Raw genomic sequence first — 22,216 nt, forward strand, 5'->3', positions numbered from 1 at the left:
TGAACGGAGCGGCCCGGCCGCCGGCCCCGGTTACCGGCTGGTGTCCGGGCCGGGGCGGCCCTCGCGGAGTATGGCGGCGACGAGTTCGGCCTCGCCCGGCCGGGCGAAGTACCAGCCCTGGGCGGTGTCGCAGCCGGTCAGCCGCAGCCGTTCGGCCTGCGCGGCGCTCTCGATGCCCTCGGCGGTGACGGTCAGGCCGAGGGTGTGGGCCAGCTGCACCATCGCGCCCACGATCTGCTCGTCGGCGTCGCTGCGGCGGGAGCCGAGCTCGGGGAGCTCCGAAGGGTTCGTCGCCGGGGCCGGGTCGCGGAACCCTTCGATGAAGGTGCCGTCGAGCTTCAGGACGTGCACCGGCAGCCGGGAGAGGTAGGCCAGGTTGGAGTAGCCGGTGCCGAAGTCGTCGATCGCGATCCGCACGCCCATGTCCGCGAGCGCCTGGAGCGCCTGCAACGGCCGTCCGCCGGGGCCGAGCAGGGCGCTCTCGGTGATCTCCAGCTGGAGCAGCCGCGCCGGCAACCCGGTGCGTTCGAGGGCGCGGGCGACGTCGGCGACCACGTCGGAGTCCCAGATCTGGCGGGCGGCCAGATTGACGCTCACGAAGGTCTCGGTCTCGGGGAACTCGGTGAGCCACTGCCGGGCCTGGCGGCAGGACTCCTCCAGCACCCAGGTGCCGAGGGGCACGATCGCGCCGGTCTCCTCGGCGAGCGGGATGAAGCGGTCCGGGGAGAGCGTCCCGTAGCGGGGGTGGCGCCAGCGGACGAGGGCCTCCGCGCCGTGGACGGCTCCGTCGGCCAGGCCGACCAGCGGCTGGTACTCGATGGTGAACTCGCCGCGCTCCAGGGCGGGCCGCAGCGCGGTGGCGAGGAGCTGGCGGGTCAGCTGGTGGGCGCCGCGGTCCGGGTCGTAGAGGGTCCAGCGGGCGCGGCCGTCGGCCTTGGACCAGTAGAGCGTGGCGTCGGCGTCCTTGACCAGGTCGGTGGGGGTGGTCTCGTGCACGGACCGTTCGACGACGCCGACGCTGGCCGTGATGACCAGCCGGTGTCCGGCGACGTCGAAGGGGTGTTCCAGTTCCTGGAGGATCCGGGCGGCCAGGTCGGTCAGTTGGTCGCTGCCCCGGCTGTCGGTGACCAGGACGGCGAACTCGTCACCGCCCATCCGGGCCACCAGGTGGGCGTCGTGCTCGGAGAACCCGCGGCGCAGCCGGGCGGCGACGGCGATCAGCAACTGGTCGCCGATGTGGTGCCCGAGCGTCTCGTTGATCGCCGCGAAGCCGTCGAGGTCCAGGTAGCAGACGCCGACCCGGCGCCCGTCCGCCGGTGCGAGGACGGTGTCGCTGGTGCCGGCGGTGTCGGGGGTGTTGGGAGTCTCGGCGGGCTCAGCAGCCCCGGTGGCCCCGGTGGCCGTGACGCAGGCGGCGTCGAGCCGTTCGAAGAAGGACGTCCGGTTGGGCAGTCGGGTCAGCGGGTCGTGCAGGGCTTGGTACTCCAGGCGGTCACCGAGCCGGCGCTGCTCGGTGATGTCCTCCACCAGCGCGAGGGTGTAGAGCGGCTGGCCGGCGCCGTCCCGGATCAGCGAGACGGTGACCTTGCTCCAGACGGTGCGGCCCTCGCGGTGCTTGAGCTGCTTCTCCACGCGGAACCGCTCCCGCCCGCCGTGGACGAGTTCGGGGAAGAGTCGGTGCGGCATGCCCTCCGGATCGATGATCTCGTGCAGGTGGGTGCGGACCAGTTCGCCGACGCCGCGTCCGATCAGGGCGGCGAAGGCGGGATTGACCTCGATGATCCGGTCCTCGGGGTCGATCAGGGCCATCCCGATGACCGCGTCGCAGAAGGCGGCCCGGAATCGGGATTCGCTGGCCCGCAGCGCGGCCAGCAGCCGGTCGTTCCCGCCGTTCTCCTGGCCGGGGCCGTCGACGGCGCTCCGGTGGGTGCCGTCGGTCAGCGGCGCCGAGCAGGTGGGGCAGAGCAGCATCGCGGGGTCGTCCAGCACGGTTCCCGTCGCACCCGTCGCACCCGTCGTGTCGACGGCCCGGCCGCCGGCCGCGACAGCACCGACGGCCGTGACGGAACCGGCGACGCCGACCGAACCGACCGAACCAACCGAACCAGCCGGACCGACGGTGCTGATGTTCGGGCCCAGGAGGGGCGTTGTGAGGTGACGGTGGTGCGGTGTTTCCTCGTGCCGCACGCCCGGGTGGTGTGCGTCGGCCCCCTCGTTCTGGCCCGGCACGGCATGCTCCCGTCCGCTGCTGACGCTGGATGCTGGTCCGGCCGGCCAATCGGGACTCCGGCGGCCGGCTCCGCACTCTGTCGAGGTCCTCGGAGTCGGTCCGGTGCGGGGCGCCCGCCGTGGGCGCTGTCGCGCGGAGACCCGCGTGAAGAACAGGGCGCTGCGGCCGATCATAGGCCGCGGCGGCAACGCGCGGTGACCGCCGCCAGGGTGATTCACCCGCTTTGTGATCATGTGCGGCGGTACATGCAGACGCCCCCGGTGCACATCACATGATGTGCGCCAGGGGCGCGTGCGCCGAGATCGCGCCCCCGGGCGCCGACCGCGCGCCCGGAGCGGCCGGAGCGCGTCGGGATCCGTCGCGATCCGTCGGGGCGTCAGGCCAGCTTGGCGGTGAGGGTGATGGTGGTGCCGGCGAGCGCCTTGCTGACCGGGCAGTTGGCCTTGGCGTCCTCGGCGGCCTTGGTGAAGTCGGCCTCGTCCAGTCCGGGCACCTCGCCGGTGACGGTCAGGTGGATGCCGGTGATGCCGGTGCCGGGCTGGAAGGTGACGTCGGCCTGGGTGTCCAGCTTGACGGGCGGGGTGCCGGCGCCGGTCAGGCCGTGTGAGAGGGCCATCGAGAAGCACGCGGAGTGAGCGGCGGCGATCAGCTCCTCCGGGCTGGTCTTGCCGTTGGGCTGTTCGGCCCGGGCCGGCCAGGAGACGGGGTACTCGCCGATCCCGGACGAGGCGAAGGTCACCTGCCCCTTGCCGTCGAGCAGGTTGCCCTCCCAAGCGGTGCGGGCGGTGCGGGTGGTTGCCACGATCGGTACCTCCATTACTGAGGGACTGCTGAGTCGTCACTTCCGGTCATGCGCGCACCAGCCTACGGGGCGGCCCCGGTTCGGCCCGGGGCGGCACGGGCCCGGATCGGTACGGGGCGCCGGGTGGCGCGGGCGATGTCCGGATTGTGGACGGATCCGCCTAAAGGTGCGGCTCCACCACGGGGGCCCTGTTAGATTTGCCCGGGCCCGAGCCCGGCCGCCGTACGGCCGGGTGCCCACTTCAGACACCGGGAGCCGCCCCGATGACGGACCACCCCACGACCCCCGACGCCGGCCTGCCCGACGGGGTCGACGCCGCCGTGCGGGCGGAGCTGACCAGCCTGCGCGAGAGCATCGACAACATCGACGCCGCGGTGGTCCACATGCTGGCCGAGCGCTTCAAGGCGACCCAGCGGGTCGGCAGGCTCAAGGCCGAGCACAAGCTGCCGCCGGCCGATCCGGCACGTGAGCGCGACCAGATCAAGCGGCTGCGGGAGCTGGCCGCCGGGGCCAAGCTGGACCCGGTCTTCGCCGAGAAGTTCCTGACGTTCATCATCGCCGAGGTCATCCGGCACCACGAGGCCATCGCCCGCGCTTGAGAGCACCCCTGAGGGGGCCGGTGTTGAGCCGTCGAGAACGGCCCCGGCGCCGCCCGGCCCGGACATGTCGGGGGCGGCTAAACGCCGGATTTCGTGAGGCTCCGGGGTTGGCGTAGCGTGCAGGTTCCCCCAGCCGGAGAGGTGGAGCAGCGACGATGGCGGTGAACCTGCCCGAAACGCCGAGCGATGCCGGGTCCGGTCCGGCCCCCGCCGCCGGACGCGACCCCGGTGCTTCCGACGCCCGTGAAGCGCCCGGAGGCCGCGCCGAGGCCCGCCGCCGTGCGCGCGGTTCGCGCGGCCGCAAGGCCCGGCGGACCGGGCGCAGGCCCCGGCCCTGGTGGATCGAGATCCCGGCGATGGCGGCGGTGGGCCTGGTGGTCGCGCTGCTGATCAAGACCTGCCTGTTCCAGGTGTTCACCATCCCGTCCGGCTCGATGGAGAACACGCTGCGGATCGGCGACCGGGTGGGCGTGAACAAGCTGGCGCCGTTGACCGGCTGGAAGCCGGAGCCCGGGCAGCCGGTGGTGTTCAAGGATCCGGGTGGCTGGCTCCCGCCGCAGCCCATCGACTCGAACCCGTTCACCAACGCGGCCGGCTCGGTGCTGAGCTTCGTCGGCCTGGTGCCGCCGAAGGACGACAACTACCTGGTCAAGCGGGTCATCGCGACCGGCGGCCAGACCGTGCAGTGCACGGGCACCACGCTGACCGTCGACGGGAAGAAGGTCGACGAGCCGTACCTGCACCCCGGTGACGACTCCTGCGCGGGCCTGGACTTCGGGCCGGTGACGGTGCCCTCGGGCCACGTCTGGGTCGAGGGCGACCACCGCAGCGACTCGGCGGACTCCCGCTACCACCAGCGCGGTCCCGGGGACGGGGCCGTGCCGGTGGACAACGTGGTCGGGCCGGTGTCGGCCGTGGTGTGGCCGCTCAATCACCTCGACTGGTTCGGCTGGTTCGGCCGCTGACCTGCCGCTCGGCGGCGACCCGTTCCGGAGAGTCCGGAGAGTCCGGAGAGTCCGGAGAGTCCGGAGCATCCCGGGCGTCAGGAGCACCCCCGGCGTCCACGGCCTCCACGGCCTCCACGGCCGCCGGCTTGCCGGTCTGCGCCGCGAAGGCGCCGGTCAGCACGAGCAGGCCGCCCGCGATCTGCGGCAGACCGAGGTGCTCGCCGAGCAGCACCCAGGCCAGCACGGTGGCGACGACCGCCTCCAGGTTGGCCACCACCCCGGCGACCGGGGGCGAGAGGTGCCCGACGGCGATCACGCCGGTCAGGTAGGCGAGCACGGTCGCGATCAGGATCATCCAGGCGGCCGGGAGCAGCGCGGGCAGGGTGTGCCCGTTCATCACCACGGATCCGCCGAGCGTGCTCCAGTCGGCCTGCCAGGGCCGGGTGAAGACGGTGAGCAGGACGGCGCCGATCAGCAGCCCGAACGCGCTGACCGCCAGTGGGTCGACCGGGCGCTCGCCCCGGCGTCCGGCGTCGGCGAGCACGAAGTAGCCGACCTGGCAGCAGGCCGCGCCGAGGGCGAAGAGCACGCCCAGCGCGTCGAAGCTCAGGCCGTTCCAGACCTCCACCACGCAGGCCAGCCCGGCGACCGCGACGCCGGCGCCGATCGCGGCGCCCCGGCCGATCGGCTTGCGCTGGACGAACTTGACGTAGCCGATGAGCAGCGGCGGTCCGAGGTACTCGATGAGCAGGGCGACGCCGACCGGGATGCGGGAGATCGCCGCGAAGTAGCAGGCCTGGACGCCGGCCACGGCGAGCAGGCCGAACCCGATCAGCAGGCCGGGGCGGCGCAGGACGGCGTCCCGGTGGCGGTAGGCGATGGGGAGCAGGGCCACGGCGGCGCCGGTGACCCGGAGCCACACCACGTGCAGCGGTGAGAGGCCGGCCTCGATCAGTGGTTTCGCGGCGGTGCCGGAGCCGCCGAAGGCGAACGCGGAGACCAGCGCGAGGCTGAGGCCGAGGGTTCTGCCCGTGGGGAGGGTGGGCGAGGCCGTTGATCTGTGCACCGACGCATTGTGGCAGTCATACCGGGCGGTCAGTAAGGTGCCATTCCGTCATTTGGTCCTGCACGGAACTGTGCGCAGCGGCGCACTCACCCGGCCCGCGCACGCCCCTGCGCCGTCCGCGCCCCCTCGCCGGCCCGAGCCCTCCCGCCACTCGGGCGCCCCGCCCCCCGCCGCCGCTACCCGGCGTTCGCCCCCGCCCCGGTGAGCGTGTCCGACCCGCCCGTGGGCTGGGTGGTCGGCTGCGTGGTCGGCGCCGTGGTCGGGCCGGTGGAGGGTGTCGGCCGACCGGTGGGCCGTCCGGTGGGCCGCGTCGTCGGCGGGGCGGTCGGCTGCTGGGTGGCCGGGGGCGCGGTCGGCGGGCTGGTCACACTGCCGCCGCCGGAGTTCGAGCCGCCGGCCGGCGTGGTCGGGCCCGAGCCGGCCCCGGCCCCGGCGCCGTCGCCCGGCGGGGTGGTCGGCGCCGCGGGGGCGGTCGAGGCGCCGTTCGAGCCGGTCCCGGTCGACGGGGTGCTGCTCGGCGAGGACGGGGCCGTCGGCAGATCGGTGGCGCCGGAGGAGTCGCCGCCGTCGGCCGGGGTCTGGAAGTCGCTGACCGGCACGCCCTTGAGCGCCGCCTTCATGTAGCTGGTCCAGATCTGTGCCGGGAACTGGCCGCCCGCCGCGCCGTCGATCCCGCCGACGCCGCTCAGGCTGACCTGGGCCCCGCTGCCCGGGTCCTGGCCGAACAGGGCCACCGAGGTGACCAGCTCGGGGGTGTAGCCGACGAACCAGACCGACTTCTGGTCGTCGGTGGTGCCGGTCTTGCCGGCCACCGGGCGGCCCAGTGCCTTGGCTCGCCAGCCGGTGCCGCCCGGGTCGTTCACCACGCCCTGGAGCATCGAGGTGACCTGGTTCGCGGTGTCCGTGCTGATCGCCTGGGTGGTCTTGTGCGCGGGCAGCGGGACGGCCTCGCCCTCGCGGTCCACGGACTGCACCAGCCACGGGGTGATCTGCTTGCCGCCGTTGTCCAGTGCCGCGTACACGCCGGCCATGTCGAGCACGCTCGGGGTGGCCGCGCCGAGCGGGATGGACGGCACCGGGTCGAGGCCCGGGGTGCTGCCGGGCAGGCCCAGCGCGATGCCGGTGTCCTTGACCTTCTGGAGCCCGGTGTCCTGGGCCAGCTGGGCGAACGCCGAGTTGACCGACCAGTCGGTGGCCTGCTGGAGGGAGATCTGGCCGTAGCTCCTGTCGCCCTCGTTCGGCGGCGCGTACGGGGTGCCCTTGCCGCCGCGGACCTTGCGGCCGCTGGTGCCGTCGTAGACGGTGCGCGGGGTGACGGTCCGGCCGTCCTGGGTCTTGGCGTTGTTCTCGAACGCGGCCGCCAGGGCGATCGCCTTGAAGGTCGAGCCGGCCTGGTAGTCCCGCCGGGTCGCGTTGTCGACGTAGTGCTTGACGTAGTCGACGCCGCCGTAGAGGGCGACGACCGCGCCGGTCTTCGGGTCCACGGAGACGGCGCCGGCCTGGGCGGCCGCGTCCTTCTTCCGCTTGTCCGGGTTCAGGGTGTCGCGCAGCTGCGCCTGGACGGAGTCCTGGAGGGCCTGCTGGCGGGCCGGGTCGATGCTCAGCTTGATCGTGTAGCCGCCCTTGGCCAGCTCGGTCTCGCTGATGACCTGGTTCGAGGTGAGGTACTGGGTGGCCTCGTTCACCAGGTAGCCGGTCTGGCCGGACAGGCCCGGGTTGGGCTGCGGGTCCTTGACGTCCGGGAAGGTGGTGGCGGACCGTTCCTCGGCGGAGAGCCAGCCCTCCTTGACCATGCCGTCCAGCACGTAGTTCCAGCGGTTGACGGCGTTCTGCTTGCCGGCCGGGGTCGCGGTGGCCACGTCGTAGGCGCTCGGGGCGTTCAGCAGGGTGGCCAGGTAGGCGCCCTGGGCGGGGTTGAGCGCGGAGGCGTCGACGCCGAAGTACGCGTGGGCGGCGGCCTGGATGCCGTAGGCGCCGCGGCCGTAGTAGGAGGTGTTCAGGTAGCCGGAGAGGACGTCGTCCTTGCTCTCGGTGGCGTCCACCTTGATGGCTATGAAGAGTTCCTTCACCTTGCGGGTGACCGACTGCTTCTGGTTCAGGTACGTGTTCTTCACGTACTGCTGGGTGATCGTGGAGCCGCCCTGGGTGCCCGCGCCCTTGGCGGTGTTGACCGCGGCCCGGAGCAGGCCCTGCACGTTGACGGCGCCCTCGTGGTAGAAGTTGCGGTCCTCGGCGGCCAGTGCGGCGTGCTGGGCGGCGGGGGAGACCTTGTCCAGGCTGACGTTCTGCCGGTTGGTCTGGCCGGTGCGGGTGATCACGGAGCCGTCGGCGTAGAGCCAGGTGTTGCTCTGCGCGGTCGCGGCGGCGTGCGCGTCGGGGACCTTCACCAGCGTGACCCCGAGCACGAACAGGCCGACGCCGAGCAGCAGGGCCGCGGCGAGGCCGAGCAGGCTCATCCGCCAGGTGGGGATCAGTCGGCGCCAGCCGGTGCGCTTCGGGCGGCGGGGCTTCCCGCCGCCGGTCACGGGGGCGGCGCGCTTGAAGCGTTTGACCGGTCGGAGGCCTGTCGACGGCGTGCGACGGCCGCTCTGGGCGTTCTCGGACAAGGCGCGGCCTTTCCTGCGGGCGGACCGGGTCAGCCTGCACGGACGGGGACATCGGTGGTTAGGGACCTTTGTCCCGATTCCGGTTTACTGCCCTGGACGAGCCGGGCGGGCCGATTGGCTCCACCGGAACGGCAATCGAGACCGACATCACACGCAAAACGGACGTCGAAGGCCAAAAAATTGAGGAGCCCCTCGCTGCTGCGAGAGGCTCCCCAAATGTCTGTGCGCCGCCAGGGACTCGAACCCCGGACCCGCTGATTAAGAGTCAGCTGCTCTAACCAACTGAGCTAGCGGCGCCTGCTGACCTGGAAAACAATACACGGTCCCGGCGGGTGCCTCGAACCGCCCGGAACCGCCCGCGGCCGCGCGGGAACCGACCCGCCGCCGAGGTGTCCGTTTCCGCCCGGTTGGGGTGCAGTTCGCCGCCGGTTAGGGTGGAACGGTGCCCAGCCCCAAGCCCGGACACCCGAACGCGCGGAAGGCGGTCGCCGCGCTGCTGATGCTCAGCGCCACGGCGTACACCGCGTGGGTGCTGGAGGTCGTGCTGAGCACCGGACTCGACCCGGTGCAGGCGTACATCAGCGAACTCGCGGCCGAGGACCAGCCGCTGGGCGGCCTGTTCCGGGCCACCGACCTGGTCGCCGGGCTCTGTGTGCTCGCCGCGGCCGTCACCGCCCTCGCCGGTGGGCAGGCCGGGCCGCGCGGCGCCCGGCGCGGGTGGGCGGTGGTCGGCTGGTCCGCCCTCGCCCTGTTCGGCGCGGCGACCGCCGCCGACTCCCGGCTGCCGCTCAGCTGCGCCCCCACCAGCGACGAGATGTGCGCCGCCCGCGAGACCGCCGGGCTCGTCCCCGCGACCCACACCGCGCACGCCGTCACCAGCAGCCTCGCCATGCTCGGTGCGCTCACCGGGCTGGCCGCGCTCACCGTCGCCGCCCGCCGCTACGGCTGGTGGCCGCCGGTGCGCCGGATCGGGCCCTGGCTGCTCGGCGCCGAACTGCTGGCCACCGGCTGGAGCCTGGCCGCGATCGCCGCCTTCGAGGCCGGGCGCGGCACCTGGGCGCTCGGGGCCGGCCAGCGGCTCCAGGTGCTGCTGGTGGCGCTCTGGCTGGCCGTCCTGGCGCTGAGCCTGGCCCTCCCCGCGGGGGCGCCGTCCGACGAATCCACCTGGTCCGACGCTTCTCCGCCGCACCGGGGGCCCCGGCCGGCCGAACGGCCCCCGGGCCGGGAGCCGGCATGACCGCACCCGACGACCCCCGCACCCGGGCGCGCTTCCTGCGCGTCGACGGCGTCCCGCTGCACGTCCGCACCGAGGGCAGCGGCCCGGTCTGCCTGCTCACCGGGGGCCTCGGCAGCAGCTGGTTCGACTGGGACCTGGTCGTCCCCTTCCTCACGCCCTACCGCACCGTGGTCCGCTTCGACCGGCCCGGCTACGGGCTGAGCGCCCCCGAGCCCGCCACCGGGCGGCCCGCTCCGACGGCCGCCGGCGAGGCCGAGCGGATCCGCGCGGTGCTGGACGGCCTCGGGCTGCGCGGGCCCTGCACCGTCGTCGGCCACTCGCTGGCCGGCTTCCACGTCGAGGCCTTCGCCCGGCTGCACCCCGACCGGGCCGCCGGGCTGGTCCTGGTGGACGGCAGCGTCGAACCGGCGGCCCGGCCGTACCCGGCCCCCGGCGCGCGCGACCTGGCGGCCCGGGCGCTCGCGGGCGCCGCCACCGCCGTCGCCGTGCCGTACCTGCTCGGCCCGACCGCCCGCCGACTGACGGCCCGGCTGTCCACGGTCTGCCGCGAGGACCTCGCCCCGGCGCCGCTGGTACGGCACTGCTACCGCACCGGCCGGGCCCTGCGCGCCCTGCTGCGGGAGAACGCGCGCTACCTCGACCTGGCCGCCGAGGTGGACGGGCTGCGGCGCACCCGGCCGCTGCCCGAGGGCCTGCCGGTCACCGTGCTCGCCGCCGACGACGGCTGCCGCAGCCGCCGTACCGAGGAGTGGCTGGCCGGCCAGCGGGAGCTGGCGGCGCTGCTCGGGGCCGACTACCGCACCACCGCCCCGGCCGGGCACCTGGTGATGTTCGACCGCCCGGACGCGGTGGCCTCCGCCGTCCTGGACACCTTCTGAGGCCGGGCATCCGTTGAGGCCGGGCATCCGTTGAGGCCGGGCATCCGTTGAGGCCGGGCACCTTCTGAGGCCGGGCACCCGCCGCGACGCCCACTGAAACGCCTCAGGCCGCCCACCGAAGTGAGCGGCCTGAGACCTTGCCATGTGCGCCGCCAGGGACTCGAACCCCGGACCCGCTGATTAAGAGTCAGCTGCTCTAACCAACTGAGCTAGCGGCGCCTGCTGACCCGGAGAACTTTACACGGCACCCGGTCGATCCGCCGAATCGCTTTCGGGTGGTCACCCGCAGTGATCGTCCGCAGTGATCACCCGCGGCGATCGCAGGAGGCCGGCTACGACTCCGGGTAGTGGCAGGCCGCCTGGTGGTCCTGTGCGGGGGTGTCGTCGAGGAGCGCCGGCCGTTCCTGTTCGCACCGCGTGCGGGCGGCCGGGTCGGCGAGGCGGGCGTACACCGGGCAGCGGGTGCGGAAGGAGCAGCCGGTGCGGCGCTCGGTGGGGGAGGGCGGGTCGCCGGCGAGCAGGATGCGGTCGCGGGCGCGCTCGGCGGCGGGGTCGGGCAGCGGGACGGCGGAGAGCAGGGCGCGGGTGTAGGGGTGCCGGGGGCGGTCGAAGACGGCGGAGACCGCGCCCTGTTCGACCGTCCGCCCGAGGTACATGACGCTGACCCGGTCGGCGAGGTGCCGGATCACCGAGAGGTCGTGCGAGACGAACAGGTAGGAGAGGCCGAGTTCGGCCTTGAGCGCTTGCAGCAGGTTGAGCACCCCGGCCTGGATGGAGACGTCCAGGGCGGAGACCGGTTCGTCCAGGACCAGCAGTTTCGGCCGGACGGCCAGGGCCCGGGCGATGGAGACGCGCTGGCGCTGCCCGCCGGAGAACTGGTGCGGGTAGCGGGCGGCGTGGTCCGGGTCGAGGCCGACCTGGTGCAGCAGTTCGGGCACCCGGCGGGCGATCTCCTCGCGGGCGGCGTGCTGGGCGCGCAGTGGTTCGGCGATGATGTCGCCGATCGGCATCCGCGGGTCGAGGCTGGCCATCGGGTCCTGGAAGACGATCTGCAGCCGGGCGCGCAGCCGGTGGGCCTCGGCGCGGGAGAGCTCGGCGGTGTCGTGGCCGAGCAGTTCGATCCGGCCGGTCTCGGGGGCGGTGAGGTTCAGCAGTTCGAACAGCGTGGTGGACTTGCCGGAGCCGGACTCCCCGACCAGGCCGAGGGTTTCGCCCTCCCGGAGGTCCAGGTCGACGCCGTCCACCGCGTAGACCTCGCCGACCCGGCGCTTGAACACCGTGCCCCTGAGGAGCGGAAACGTTTTGCCAAGGCCGCTCACCGCCAGCACCGGCGCCCGCGAGCTCCGGTCCCCCCGGTCCTCCGGAGCGGCCGACGGGGCCGGAAGCGCCGGCACCGGGTAGACGTCGGCCGGCGCGGGCCGCCGCTCGGCCAGCTCCGCCGACCGGACGCAGGCCGCCAGGTGACCGTCGCCCCCGGCCAGTTCCGGCTCCGCCGCCGAGCAGCGCTCCTCCGCCAGCGGGCAGCGGGCGGCGAACGGGCAGCCCGGCGGCAGGTCGGCCATCGGGGCGGGTGCGCCGGGGATCGGGACGAGCGGGCCGCCGAGCCCGTCCAGCCGGGGCACCGCGCCGATCAGGCCGAGCGTGTACGGGTGGCGCGGGGCCGCGAACAGCTCGTCCACCCCGGCGGTCTCGACCACCCGCCCCGCGTACATCACCGCGACCCGGTCGGCCATCCCGGCGATCACCCCGAGGTCGTGGCTGACCAGGACGAGGGCCGCGCCGGTCTCCCGCTGCGCGGTGCGCAGCACGTCCAGCACCTGGGCCTGGATGGTGACGTCCAGCGCGGTGGTCGGCTCGTCGGCGAGCAGGATGTCGGGGTCGTTGGCGATCGCCATGGCGATCATCGCGCGCTGGCGCATGCCGCCGGAGAACTCGTGCGGGAAGCTGTCCAGGGCCCGTTCGGGGGCCGGGATGCCCACCAGGTCGAGGAGTTCGGCGGCCCGGCGGCGGGCGGCGGCCCGGTCGACCCGCTGGTGGATGCGGACGGCCTCGGCGATCTGGTCGCCGATCCGGTAGACCGGGGTGAAGGCGGACAGCGGGTCCTGGAAGACCATGGCGATCCGGCGGCCGCGGATCGCGGCGAGTTCCTTGCCGGGCAGCCCGACCAGTTCCCGCCCGTCCAGTCGCACCGAGCCCTGGACGCCGGCCGTCCTCGGCAGCAGGCCGAGCACGGACAGCGCGGTGACGGACTTGCCGGAGCCGGACTCGCCGACGATGCCGAGGGTCTCGCCGCGCCGCAGGGTGAGGTCCACCCCGCGGACGGCGGGGACGGGGCCGTGCGGCCCGGCGAAGTCCACCCGCAGGTCGCTGACGGCGAGCAGGGGGGTGTCGACGGTGGTGGTCACGGCTTCTTCCTCCGGGCGGAGCGGCGGCGGGGCGCGCCCCCGGCGGTGGGGTCGAGGGCGTCGCGCAGCCCGTCGCCGATCAGGTTGACGGCGAGGACGAAGAGCACCAGCAGCCCGGCGGCGAAGTAGAACAGCCAGGGGAACACCGGGGCTTCGCTGGTCCCGGCGGCGAGCAGGGTGCCGAGCGAGACGTCCGGCGGTTTGACGCCGAAGCCGAAGTAGGAGAGCGCGGTCTCGCTCATCACGGCGCCGCCGACCGCGATGGTGGCGTCGATGATGAGGAAGGAGGCGACGTTCGGCAGGATGTGGCGGGTGATGATCCGCAGCGGCCGCACTCCCATGAACCGTGCGGCGCGGACGAATTCGCGCTCGCGCAGCGAGATGGTCATCGAGCGGACCACCCGGGCGGTGATCATCCAGTTGAACAGGGCGAGCAGCAGTACGAAGGCGATCCAGCCGGCGCTCTTCAGCCGGGGCGAGACGATGGTGATGATCAGGAAGCTGGGGAAGACCAGCAGCAGGTCCACCGCGAACATCAGCGCACGGTCGGCCCAGCCGCCGAAGTAACCGGCGCAGGCGCCGACCAGGGAGGCCAGCACGGTGGAGAACAGGGCCACCAGCAGGCCGATGACCAGCGACTTCTGCAGGCCGCGGACGGTCTGGGCGAAGACGTCCTGGCCGATCCCGTTGGTGCCGAACCAGTGCTCGGCGGACGGCGGTTGGTGCAGCGCGCCGAAGTCGGGGGCGGCGTAGTCCCAGGGCGTGAGGTACGGCCCGCCGAAGGCGAGCGCGAACAGCAGCAGGACGATCACGGCTCCGGCGACGGCCCCGCGGGCGGCCAGCAGCCGGGCGAGGACGAGCCGGGCCCGGCCGGTGGTGCGGGGGGCGGCGGCCGGGGCGGCCGGTTCCACGGCGACGGTGGTCACGTCAGTTCACCTCCGGTCAGGACCGCACGCGCGGATCGAGGGCGGCGTGCAGGGTGTCGGCGAGGAAGCCGGAGGCGAGGACGACGACGGCGGTGAACAGGTTGACGGCGACGACCGAGTTGACGTCCTGTTCGTTGATCGACTGGATCAGCCACTCGCCCATGCCGTGCCAGCCGAAGATCGTCTCGGTGAAGATCGCGCCGGTGAAGATGCCCAGGAAGCTGTAGGCGAACATGGTCGACATCGGGATCACCGCGGTCCGCAGCCCGTGCTTGACCAGCGCCCTGCGGCGGGTGAGCCCCTTGGCCTCGGCGGTGCGCAGGTAGTCGGAGCCGAGCACGTCGAGCATGGTGCCGCGCTGGTAGCGGCTGTAGGTGGCGAGGCCGCCGAGCGCGAGCGAGATGGTGGGCAGCAGCAGGTGCAGCGCCCAGTCGGCGAGGTGGGCGCCGAGGCCGCCGGTCAGTCCGGGGGTCTCGTAGCCGGTGAACGGGATGACGTCGTGGCCGGCCGCGTCCTTGGCGGCGATGGCGCCGTTCTTGAGGAACAGCGCGACCAGGAAGACCGGGGTGGAGAGCAGGACGAAGGAGAGCACGGTGAGCAGCCGGTCGGAGATCCGGTACTGGCGGACGGCGCTCCAGGCCCCGGCGGCGATGCCGAGGACGATGCCGAGCAGGCTGCCGAGCAGCAGCAGCCGCAGCGAGACCCAGACCCGGCGGCCGAAGTCGTCGGTGACCGGGGTGTCGTGGATGGTCCGGCCGAGGTCGCCGTGGAGCAGCCCGTCGGCCCAGTGGCCGAAGCGTTCGACGACCGGGGTGCGGTCGTTCAGGTTGAGCGCGGTGAGCTGGCGCTCGACCGACTCGGCGGCCGGGCGGGGGACCTTGGCGTCGAAGTAGGTGCGCGGCTGGAGGGCGGTCGCGGAGATCGCGTACGCCAGGAAGACGGCGGCGATCAGCAGCACCGCGTAGTAGCTCAGGCGCTTCGCCAGGTAACGGAGCATCAACGGCCGCCCGGGGTGGGGGAGGGGCCGACGCGTCTGGTGGGCATCGGGTGGTGGCCTTCGGTCGGGGCCCGTTCAGGCCTTCGGACGGCAGGAGGACGAGGCGGTACGGGGAAAGCGCAGGTCAGAGTCTGGCAGCGGTGCGCGGCCGGGGTGTTGCGGCAGTATTGCCGCGGATGACTTCTGGATCAGGTGTGCGGTCCTCCCCCTGGTGACGGAACTGATCGGCTGTTACGTTCTGCTGGCTCGGTGCCGACTTGGCTGCCCACGCTCAAGCCCCGCCACACCTCGCGCGGCACAACTGCCCGTTACCGCCCGTTTCGAAGACCTCACCAGGGGGACTCCATGGACGCTTCCACCACGGCCCGCCGCCTCGGCCGGGCGACTGCCCTCGCCGTCGCCGTCGCGCTGGCGGTCACCGCGTGCACCTCGGGCGGGGGCGGCTCGGCCGACAAGGTGGCGAAGAGCGAGCCGCCCCGGCAGGACTCCCAGGACATCAACGCCAAGCCGCTGGACCAGGTCAAGGACGGCGGCGAGGTGCGGTTCCCGCTGTACCAGTGGATCACCCAGTGGAACCCGCTCCAGGTGGACGGCACCTACGGCGACGCGGTCTCGATCATGCGCGCCCTGGAGCCGTCGCTCTTCAACACGGACGCCTCCGGCACCTTCCAGCCCAACGCCGACTACCTGCTGGACGCCAAGGTCACCTCGACCTCGCCCGAGGTGATCACCTACAAGCTCAACCCCAAGGCCAAGTGGTCGGACGGCAAGCCGCTCAGCTACCTGGACTTCAAGGCCGACTGGCAGGCCAGCAACGGCAAGGACCCGGCGTACAACATCGCCGACCCGTCCGGTTACGAGCAGATCTCCGCCGTCGAGCAGGGGGCCGACCCGAGCGAGGTGAAGGTCACCTTCTCCGAGCCGTACGCGGACTGGCAGAACCTGTTCCGCCCGCTGATCCCGGCGGCCGGCATCGCCACCCCGGACGACTTCAACAAGGGCTGGGTGGAGAAGATCCCGATCACCGCGGGCGCGCTGAAGATCGGCGTGGCGGACAAGACCGCGCAGACCCTCACGCTCGTCCCGGACCCGGCCTGGTGGGGCACCAAGGCCAAGGCGGACAAGATCACCTTCCGGGTGATGACCCAGTCCGCGACCACCCAGTCGTACCTCAACAACGAGATCGACCTCGCCACGGCCGGCACCGCCGCCGCGTACGGGCAGCTCAAGGACGCCAAGGACACCGCGATCCGGGCCGCCAGCCCGTGGGACGAGGTGCACATCTCCTTCGGCTCCGGCGGCGCGCTGGCGGACCAGAAGGTCCGCCAGGCGCTCGGCAAGGCACTCGACCGGTCCGCACTGATCAAGATCGCCAACAACGGGGTGCCGGTGGAGTTCAAGCCGCTCGGCAACCACATCTTCATGCCCAACCAGACCGGCTACCAGGACAACTCGGGCGAGTGGGCGAAGTTCGACGTGCCCGCCGCCAAGAAGCTGCTGGACGACGCCGGTTGGAAGGAGGCGGGCGCCGGCCAGCCGCGCACCAAGGACGGCCAGTCGCTGCAACTGCACTGGACGGTCAACGAGTCCACCCCGCAGGCCCAGATCGACCTGGCCACCGCCGCCGCCGCGATGTGGCTGCAGGCCGGGGTCAAGGTGAGCCTGGACAAGGTGCCCGCCAACGACTTCTTCACCAAGTACGTGAACCCGGGCAAGTTCGAGATCGCGAGCTGGCGCAACACCGACTCGTTCCCGCTCTCCAAGAGCCTGGGCAACTTCCGTCTGCCGGTGGGGGACAACACCTTCAACAACCCCTCGCGGATCGGCAGCCAGGAGGTCGACGACCTGCTCAAGAAGGCGGCCGGGACGGTCGACCCGGTGGAGGCCGCGAAGCTCTACAACCAGGCCGACGCGAAGATCTGGGAACTCGGCCACACCGTCGAGCTCTACCAGCGGCCGACCGTGGTGGCGACGCGCAAGGGCCTCGCCAACTACGGCGCCTTCGGCCTGGCCGGGGAGGACTACGCCAAGGTCGGCTGGGAGAAGTAGCCCCCGCCGCGGACGCGGCGAGAGCGACCGGGCGGCAGGCGCTGGCGAGCAGCGCGGTGATCACGAGGCCGGTGGTACGGACACGGGAAGGTCGGCTCTGCCGCCCCCGCTCTCCTGCCACCGGCCTTGACCTTCCGCGTTGCCCGCAGGCCGCCCGTGTCGTGGGGCCCCGCAAGGCCCGCGCTCGCTTCCAACCGGGGACGAATCTAGCGGGGCCGTCCGGCCGGCCGCGGCGCAGCGCGCGGGGCGCGCCCGGAAACCCGCCGCGCTGTCACCCGGTTCGCGCACCGGGGCGTCAACTACGGCTGACGGCAAGGAAAAAAGCGAACGAAAGGCGCAATCGACCCCGGGACCGCGAACCGCTGCGCCCGTCGCGCCGGTGCGTGCGCGGGGCCCGGGCCGCTGCCAGGATGCGCGGGACAGCCAGCCCCTCCCGAACCCGGAGCAGCACCGATGGCCAGCGAATCCGCCGCCGCCCCCCACCCGCGCCCCGTCGACCCGCCCCCGGTGCGCCGGATGGTCCCGCGCGACCGGGACGAGCCGCACCGGGTCGCCACCCCGCTGGAACTGTTCTTCGACCTCTGCTTCGTGGTCGCCGTCGGCCAGGCCGGGCGCGAACTCGCCCACTCCCTGGCGGCCGGCCACTACGGCGACGGCCTGCGCGGCTACGCGATCGCCTTCTTCGCGATCTGGTGGGCCTGGATGAACTTCACCTGGTTCGCCTCCGCGTACGACTGCGACGACGTGCCGTACCGGGTCACCACGCTGGTGCAGATCGCCGGGGTGCTGGTCCTCGCGGCCGGGGTGCCACGGCTGTTCGCCACCCAGGACCTGACGCTGGCGATCGCCGGGTACGTGGTGATGCGCCTGGCGATGGTCACCCAGTGGCTGCGGGCGGCGGCCAGCGAGCAGGGCGAGGCGCGCCGGGTCGCCGTGCGGTACGCGGTCGGGATCGCGCTCTGCCAGGTGGGCTGGGTGGTGGTGGTGCTGCTGCCGGACGCCGTCCGGCCGGTGGTCATCCCGCTCGGGGTGCTGTGCGAGCTGGCCGTGCCGGTGGTCGCCGAACTGCGGATGCAGACCTCCTGGCACCCGCACCACATCGCCGAGCGGTACGGGCTGTTCACCCTGATCGTGCTCGGCGAGACGGTGGCGGCCGCGACGGTCGCGGTGCAGTCGGCGGTGGACGAGCACGAGGAGCTGGGCCGGCTGCTGCCGGTGGCGGTCGGCGGCCTGCTGATCTGCTTCGCGGCCTGGTGGATCTACTTCGCCCGGCCGGTCCACGAGCACCTGCGCTCCAACCGGCAGGCCTTCGCCTGGGGGTACGGCCACTACCTGGTGTTCGGCGCGGCCGCCGCGATCGGCACCGGACTGGAGGTGGCGGTGGAGTCGGCCGTGCACCAGGCGGAGATCTCCGCGACGGCCGCCACCGCGACGGTCACCGTGCCCACCGCGCTCTACCTGCTCACGGTCTGGCTGCTGCACTCCCGGCACACCAAGACCGGCTTGGCGCAGGCGCTGGCCCCGACCGGGGCGGTGCTGGTGCTGGCCTGCACGGCGTTCGGGGGCTCCGGTGTGCTGGTGGCGGGCCTGGTCTGCGCGCTGACCGTGGCGGTGGGCGTGCTGCTGCACAGTCGGGAGGGCTGACGGGGGCTGATTCTCAGGCGCAGTCCAGCAGGATCGGCTCGTGCCGGGCCAGCCAGGCCAGGTAGGCCGGGTTGACCTTGGCCAGGTCCAGGTAGGCGGCGCGCAGTTCGCCGTACAGCGCGTCCAGCGCGGGCTGGCTGAGCGCGCGGGGGCGCCAGGTGAGCAGCAGTCGGACGGCCAGCGGGTCCCCGTACACGGGGCGCACCACCGTGCCGGGACCGGGGGCGGAGGTCGGCTGGCAGGGGCGGACGGCCTCGCCGGAGGCGACCAGTTCGGCGGCGGTGGCGTTGTCCCGCACCTGGACCACCCGGGGGTTGAGCCCGGCATCGCTGAACACCCGGCGCATCGCCGCGTACTCGTGGTCGGCGGTCGGGTCGACCATCCAGGTGTCCTCGGCGAGGTCGGTCAGGTGGACGACCGGGCGGGCGGCGGCCGGGTGTCCGGCGGCGAGCGCGACGAACTGGGGCTCACGGGCCATCAGCACCCGGTGCTCGGCGTCAGGCGGCACCCGTAGCGGGAAGCCCTCGCTCTCGTAGACGAAGGCCACGTCCAGCTGGTCGGCGGCGACCATCCGCAGCAGGGCGCTGGCCGAGACGTCGACGTGGATGGTGGTGTCGGTGTCCGGCAGCCGTTCGTGCACCCGGCGCAGCCAGGCGGCGACCGCCCGGCTGCCGACGCTGCCGATCCGCAGCCGGCGCTGCCGCCCGGGGCCGGCCGCGTCGCGGGCCTCCTGGCGGGCGGCGGCCACCAGCGCGGCCATCTCGGTGATCACCGGCCGGGCCCGGGACAGCACCGAGTGGCCGAGCGCGGTGGGCCGGCTGCCGGTCTGCTCGCGGGTGAACAGGGTGCCGCCGATGGCCCGTTCGATGCGGTGCAGCTGGGTGGTGAGGGAGGGCTGGGTCATGCCGAGCTGGAGCGCGGCCTTGCGGAGGCTGCCGGTGTCGGCGATAGCGCACACCACCCGGAGGTGTCTCACGTCGAGCTCCACGCCCGGAGCATAGACGCCACCCGGCCTTGTCGCCAAGGACATGACAGAACAAAGCGCGGCGGGAGGGCATGCTGCGGGCCCCGCCGGTATGCGGCGGTGCTATCGCCGGTTGACATCATCCGCCGCGGGCCCGGGCGGGTCGAAGCTCAGGGACAGCGAATCCGCCCCGGCCCCACCGGGGCGCCCCCACCGTCGCCGCAGCCGTGTCCGGCCCCCACCGGCCCCGGCGGTTCGGCGTACCGCGAATCCGGAGCCCCCACATGAAGCGATCCGTGCTGTCCGCGACCCTCGGCCTGGCCCTCGCGGCCGGTCTCGCCGTGCTGCCCGCCACCGCCGCGTCCGCCGCCACCCCCGGCCCGGCCGTCCAGGGCTACACCGCCTCGACGTACGCCGGTTCGGCCGCCGAGGCCGCGAACAACCAGGCGTTCTTCCACGCCGTGATGGCCTCCGCCAAGGCCAGGCAGGCAGCCAACCCGTGGCTGCAGACCGTCACCGTCACCTACGACACCGCCAGCGCGCCCTCCTTCACCAGCCAGATATCCCAGGCCGCGCAGATCTGGAACAGCTCGGTCAGCAACGTCCAGCTCCAGGCGAGCAGCGGCACCGGCGACTTCTCGTACTACGAGGGCAACGACAGCCGCGGCTCCTACGCCAGCACCGACGGCCACGGCCACGGCTACGTCTTCCTCGACTACCAGCAGAACCAGCAGTACAGCTCGCTGCGCGTCACCGCGCACGAGACCGGGCACGTGCTCGGCCTGCCCGACAACTACTCCGGCCCGTGCAGTGAGCTGATGTCCGGCGGCGGCCCCGGCCCGTCCTGCACCAACCCCTACCCCGACAGCAACGAGCGCGGCCAGGTCGACAGCCTCTGGTCGAACGGCGTCGAGTCCGTGAACTAGGCAAGCCCGTGAACTGGGCAAGTCCGTGAACTGGGGAAGCCCTCGAATCGGAGGAGCCCGCGAACTCGTTGCGGCACCAAGGAAGTTGTCGATGCCCTTCGGGTGCGGCGGGCCGCCCGGCCGGAATCGGGTGGCCCGCCGCTCGGTTGCTTCCCCGATCGGGAGCCTAACCGCCGGTGGAGCGGAATGCCAGGGGCACGCGCGAGTCAAGGCCGGTTAAAGACATCTCAAACCCCTTTTCCGCAAGGGGTATTGATCGAAGCTATCGCGGGTTGACATCATCCGCCCGCCCGCCGGGCTGCCCGAAGCTCTGGGGACATCACCCGCTGACCAGGTGTCCCCCAGGGCCGGCCCCCAACCGGCCACGGCACCACCGGAATCGGAGCCCCCACATGAAGCGATCCGTGCTGTCCGCGACCCTCGGCCTGGCCCTCGCGGCCGGTCTCGCCGTGCTGCCCGCCACCGCCGCGTCCGCCGCCACCCCCGGCCCGGCCGTCCAGGGCTACACCGCCTCGACGTACGCCGGTTCGGCCGCCGAGGCCGCGAACAACCAGGCGTTCTTCCAGGCCGTGATGGCCTCCGCGAAGGCCAAGCAGGCCGCCAGCCCGAACCTGGCGACCGTCGTCGTCACCTACGACGCCAGCTCGGCACCGACCTTCCGCACCCAGATAGCCAACGCCGCGCAGATCTGGAACAGCTCGGTCAGCAACGTCCAGCTGCGGGCCGGTTCGGGCGGCGACTTCTCGTACTACGAGGGCAACGACAGCCGCGGCTCCTACGCCAGCACCGACGGCCACGGGCGCGGCTACGTCTTCCTCGACTACCAGCAGAACCGGCAGTACAACTCGGTCCGGGTGACCGCGCACGAGACCGGGCACGTGCTCGGCCTGCCGGACCACTACTCCGGCCCGTGCAGCGAGCTGATGTCCGGCGGCGGCCCCGGCACCTCCTGCACCAACCCGTACCCGAACAGCACCGAGCGCAGCCGCGTCAACTCCCTCTGGGCGCGCGGCTGACCTTTCTGAGGACCACACCTCGGCCCGGCCGCAGTCCGCTGCGGCCGGTCCGGGGCGTTGTCGGTGCCGCGTGCGAGCATTCGGGCGAGACCCGTTCGCCCCCGACCGTGAGGTGCCGCCGCCATGCCGCGTTCCGCCCCCGACCAGCTCACCGACCTGCCGTACGCGGACCTGCTCCGCCCCCACACCGGGCGGCTGCGCAGCGACGAGCGGTACGACACCACGCACTTCGACGGCGGCGAGCACACCGACGAGTCGGCGGCCGGGGCGGCGTTCCTGGAGTGCGCCTTCACCGGGGTCGCGCTCAGCGGGGTCAAGCTGCGCCAGGCCCGCTTCAACGAGGTCTGGGTGCAGGCCGGCCGCTGGGTGGCCTGCGACCTGAGCGACACCGAGTGGCAGGACAGCGCCTTCGTCGGCGGCGTGCTGGCCGGGGTCGCCGGATACGGCTCGGCGTTGCGCCGGGTGGTGTTCCGCGGCTGCAAGCTGGAGGCGGTCAACCTGCGGGCGGCCGTGCTGCGGGACGTCGTGTTCGAGGACTGCCTGCTGCGCGACGTGGACTTCGGCGAGGCCAAGCTGACCGAGGTGTCCTTCCCCGGTTCCACGCTGGAGGAGGTCCGGCTGCGCGGTGCCACCCTGAAGAAGACCGACCTGCGCGGGGCCGCCCGGCTCGGACTCGCGGACGGCCACCAGGGGCTGCGCGGCGCGGTCATCAGCTCCACCCAACTGCTGGAGCTGGCACCGCAGTTCGCCCAGGCGCTGGGAATCGAGGTCAAGGACCGCTGACCAGCCGCCCGCTCCGTCCCTCCCCGGCGTTTCCGCCGCCCGTTCAGCCCGGCGTCGCTCGGTGACACCCGGACGAACAGTCCGCCAACCCTGCCGCGCGCATCTGGTGGACGCCTCCGGCCGGGGTGGAAGATGCTGCGC

General features: G+C 73.0%; 17 protein-coding genes and 2 tRNA genes. 9 read left to right on the forward strand and 10 right to left on the reverse strand.

Annotated elements, in window-relative coordinates:
• Nucleotides 1-30 precede the first annotated feature (30 nt).
• Both AB0P03_RS08970 and AB0P03_RS08975 read right to left on the reverse strand, forming a co-directional pair.
• On the reverse strand, nucleotides 31-1,989 hold the full coding sequence (locus AB0P03_RS08970; protein WP_363628145.1) for an EAL domain-containing protein: 1,959 nt from the start codon (nucleotides 1,987-1,989) through the stop codon (nucleotides 31-33).
• A 617-nt stretch (nucleotides 1,990-2,606) separates the two neighbouring features.
• Nucleotides 2,607-3,032, reverse strand: a complete 426-nt coding sequence (locus AB0P03_RS08975; RefSeq protein WP_363583650.1) for an OsmC family protein — start codon at nucleotides 3,030-3,032, stop codon at nucleotides 2,607-2,609.
• A 263-nt stretch (nucleotides 3,033-3,295) separates the two neighbouring features.
• Here AB0P03_RS08975 and AB0P03_RS08980 point away from each other — a divergent pair, with 263 nt between their 5' ends.
• Nucleotides 3,296-3,631 (forward strand): chorismate mutase, encoded by a 336-nt coding sequence (locus AB0P03_RS08980; protein ID WP_363583648.1) that lies wholly within the window; start codon nucleotides 3,296-3,298, stop codon nucleotides 3,629-3,631.
• 155 nt (nucleotides 3,632-3,786) lie between these two features.
• Nucleotides 3,787-4,596, forward strand: a complete 810-nt coding sequence (gene lepB / locus AB0P03_RS08985; protein WP_363583646.1) for a signal peptidase I — start codon at nucleotides 3,787-3,789, stop codon at nucleotides 4,594-4,596.
• On the opposite strand, the gene AB0P03_RS08990 is transcribed toward lepB, so the two are convergent.
• The 3 genes from AB0P03_RS08990 to AB0P03_RS09000 form a co-directional block, all read right to left on the reverse strand.
• Complete coding sequence (locus AB0P03_RS08990; protein ID WP_363628146.1) at nucleotides 4,559-5,644, reverse strand: EamA family transporter; 1,086 nt, start codon at nucleotides 5,642-5,644, stop codon at nucleotides 4,559-4,561. The two genes, lepB and AB0P03_RS08990, sit on opposite strands and share 38 nt — an antisense overlap.
• Nucleotides 5,645-5,820: 176 nt before the next feature.
• Nucleotides 5,821-8,250: a transglycosylase domain-containing protein gene (locus AB0P03_RS08995; protein ID WP_363628147.1), complete on the reverse strand. Its 2,430-nt coding sequence runs from the start codon at nucleotides 8,248-8,250 to the stop codon at nucleotides 5,821-5,823.
• Nucleotides 8,251-8,473: 223 nt separating this feature from the next.
• Nucleotides 8,474-8,547 (reverse strand) — tRNA-Lys (locus AB0P03_RS09000).
• A 202-nt stretch (nucleotides 8,548-8,749) separates the two neighbouring features.
• On the opposite strand from AB0P03_RS09000, the gene AB0P03_RS09005 reads away from it, so the two are divergent.
• Nucleotides 8,750-9,487, forward strand: a complete 738-nt coding sequence (locus AB0P03_RS09005) for a DUF998 domain-containing protein (protein WP_363583761.1) — start codon at nucleotides 8,750-8,752, stop codon at nucleotides 9,485-9,487.
• A complete protein-coding gene (locus tag AB0P03_RS09010) occupies nucleotides 9,484-10,365 on the forward strand; it encodes an alpha/beta hydrolase (RefSeq protein WP_363583640.1) in 882 nt (293 codons plus the stop codon). Before AB0P03_RS09005 ends, AB0P03_RS09010 begins: the two co-directional genes overlap by 4 nt.
• 145 nt (nucleotides 10,366-10,510) lie before the next feature.
• On the opposite strand, the gene AB0P03_RS09015 is transcribed toward AB0P03_RS09010, so the two are convergent.
• From AB0P03_RS09015 to AB0P03_RS09030, 4 genes are all read right to left on the reverse strand, one after another.
• Nucleotides 10,511-10,584 (reverse strand) — tRNA-Lys (locus tag AB0P03_RS09015).
• A 113-nt stretch (nucleotides 10,585-10,697) separates the two neighbouring features.
• A complete protein-coding gene (locus tag AB0P03_RS09020; RefSeq protein WP_363628148.1) occupies nucleotides 10,698-12,770 on the reverse strand; it encodes an ABC transporter ATP-binding protein in 2,073 nt (690 codons plus the stop codon).
• Nucleotides 12,767-13,696: an ABC transporter permease gene (locus tag AB0P03_RS09025; protein ID WP_350882605.1), complete on the reverse strand. Its 930-nt coding sequence runs from the start codon at nucleotides 13,694-13,696 to the stop codon at nucleotides 12,767-12,769. Before AB0P03_RS09025 ends, AB0P03_RS09020 begins: the two co-directional genes overlap by 4 nt.
• Nucleotides 13,697-13,712: 16 nt before the next feature.
• Nucleotides 13,713-14,693: an ABC transporter permease gene (locus AB0P03_RS09030; RefSeq protein WP_350882603.1), complete on the reverse strand. Its 981-nt coding sequence runs from the start codon at nucleotides 14,691-14,693 to the stop codon at nucleotides 13,713-13,715.
• Nucleotides 14,694-15,038: 345 nt separating this feature from the next.
• Between AB0P03_RS09030 and AB0P03_RS09035 the strand changes: the two genes are divergently transcribed.
• Both AB0P03_RS09035 and AB0P03_RS09040 read left to right on the forward strand, forming a co-directional pair.
• Nucleotides 15,039-16,742, forward strand: coding sequence for an ABC transporter family substrate-binding protein (locus AB0P03_RS09035; protein WP_363619983.1), 1,704 nt, complete (start codon nucleotides 15,039-15,041; stop codon nucleotides 16,740-16,742).
• A gap of 453 nt (nucleotides 16,743-17,195) precedes the next feature.
• The gene (locus AB0P03_RS09040) at nucleotides 17,196-18,386 is read left to right on the forward strand and encodes a low temperature requirement protein A (RefSeq protein WP_363628149.1); all 1,191 of its coding nucleotides are present in this window, start codon (nucleotides 17,196-17,198) and stop codon (nucleotides 18,384-18,386) included.
• Nucleotides 18,387-18,399: 13 nt separating this feature from the next.
• Here the strand turns inward: AB0P03_RS09040 and AB0P03_RS09045 are convergent, their stop codons facing one another.
• Nucleotides 18,400-19,374, reverse strand: a complete 975-nt coding sequence (locus AB0P03_RS09045) for a LysR family transcriptional regulator (RefSeq protein ID WP_363583632.1) — start codon at nucleotides 19,372-19,374, stop codon at nucleotides 18,400-18,402.
• Nucleotides 19,375-19,634: 260 nt separating this feature from the next.
• On the opposite strand from AB0P03_RS09045, the gene snpA (AB0P03_RS09050) reads away from it, so the two are divergent.
• The 3 genes from snpA (AB0P03_RS09050) to AB0P03_RS09060 all read left to right on the forward strand — a co-directional run bounded on the left by snpA (AB0P03_RS09050) (nucleotide 19,635) and on the right by AB0P03_RS09060 (nucleotide 22,075).
• On the forward strand, nucleotides 19,635-20,276 hold the full coding sequence (gene snpA / locus AB0P03_RS09050; RefSeq protein ID WP_363628150.1) for a snapalysin: 642 nt from the start codon (nucleotides 19,635-19,637) through the stop codon (nucleotides 20,274-20,276).
• Between the two features lie 392 nt (nucleotides 20,277-20,668).
• Nucleotides 20,669-21,292, forward strand: a complete 624-nt coding sequence (gene snpA, locus AB0P03_RS09055; protein WP_350882593.1) for a snapalysin — start codon at nucleotides 20,669-20,671, stop codon at nucleotides 21,290-21,292.
• 123 nt (nucleotides 21,293-21,415) lie between these two features.
• Nucleotides 21,416-22,075: a pentapeptide repeat-containing protein gene (locus tag AB0P03_RS09060; protein WP_063349277.1), complete on the forward strand. Its 660-nt coding sequence runs from the start codon at nucleotides 21,416-21,418 to the stop codon at nucleotides 22,073-22,075.
• The last annotated feature ends 141 nt before the right edge of the window (nucleotides 22,076-22,216 follow it).

Origin of the sequence: Kitasatospora sp. NPDC088779, assembly GCF_040685395.1 — a bacterium.
Taxonomy (GTDB): Bacteria; Actinomycetota; Actinomycetes; order Streptomycetales; family Streptomycetaceae; genus Kitasatospora.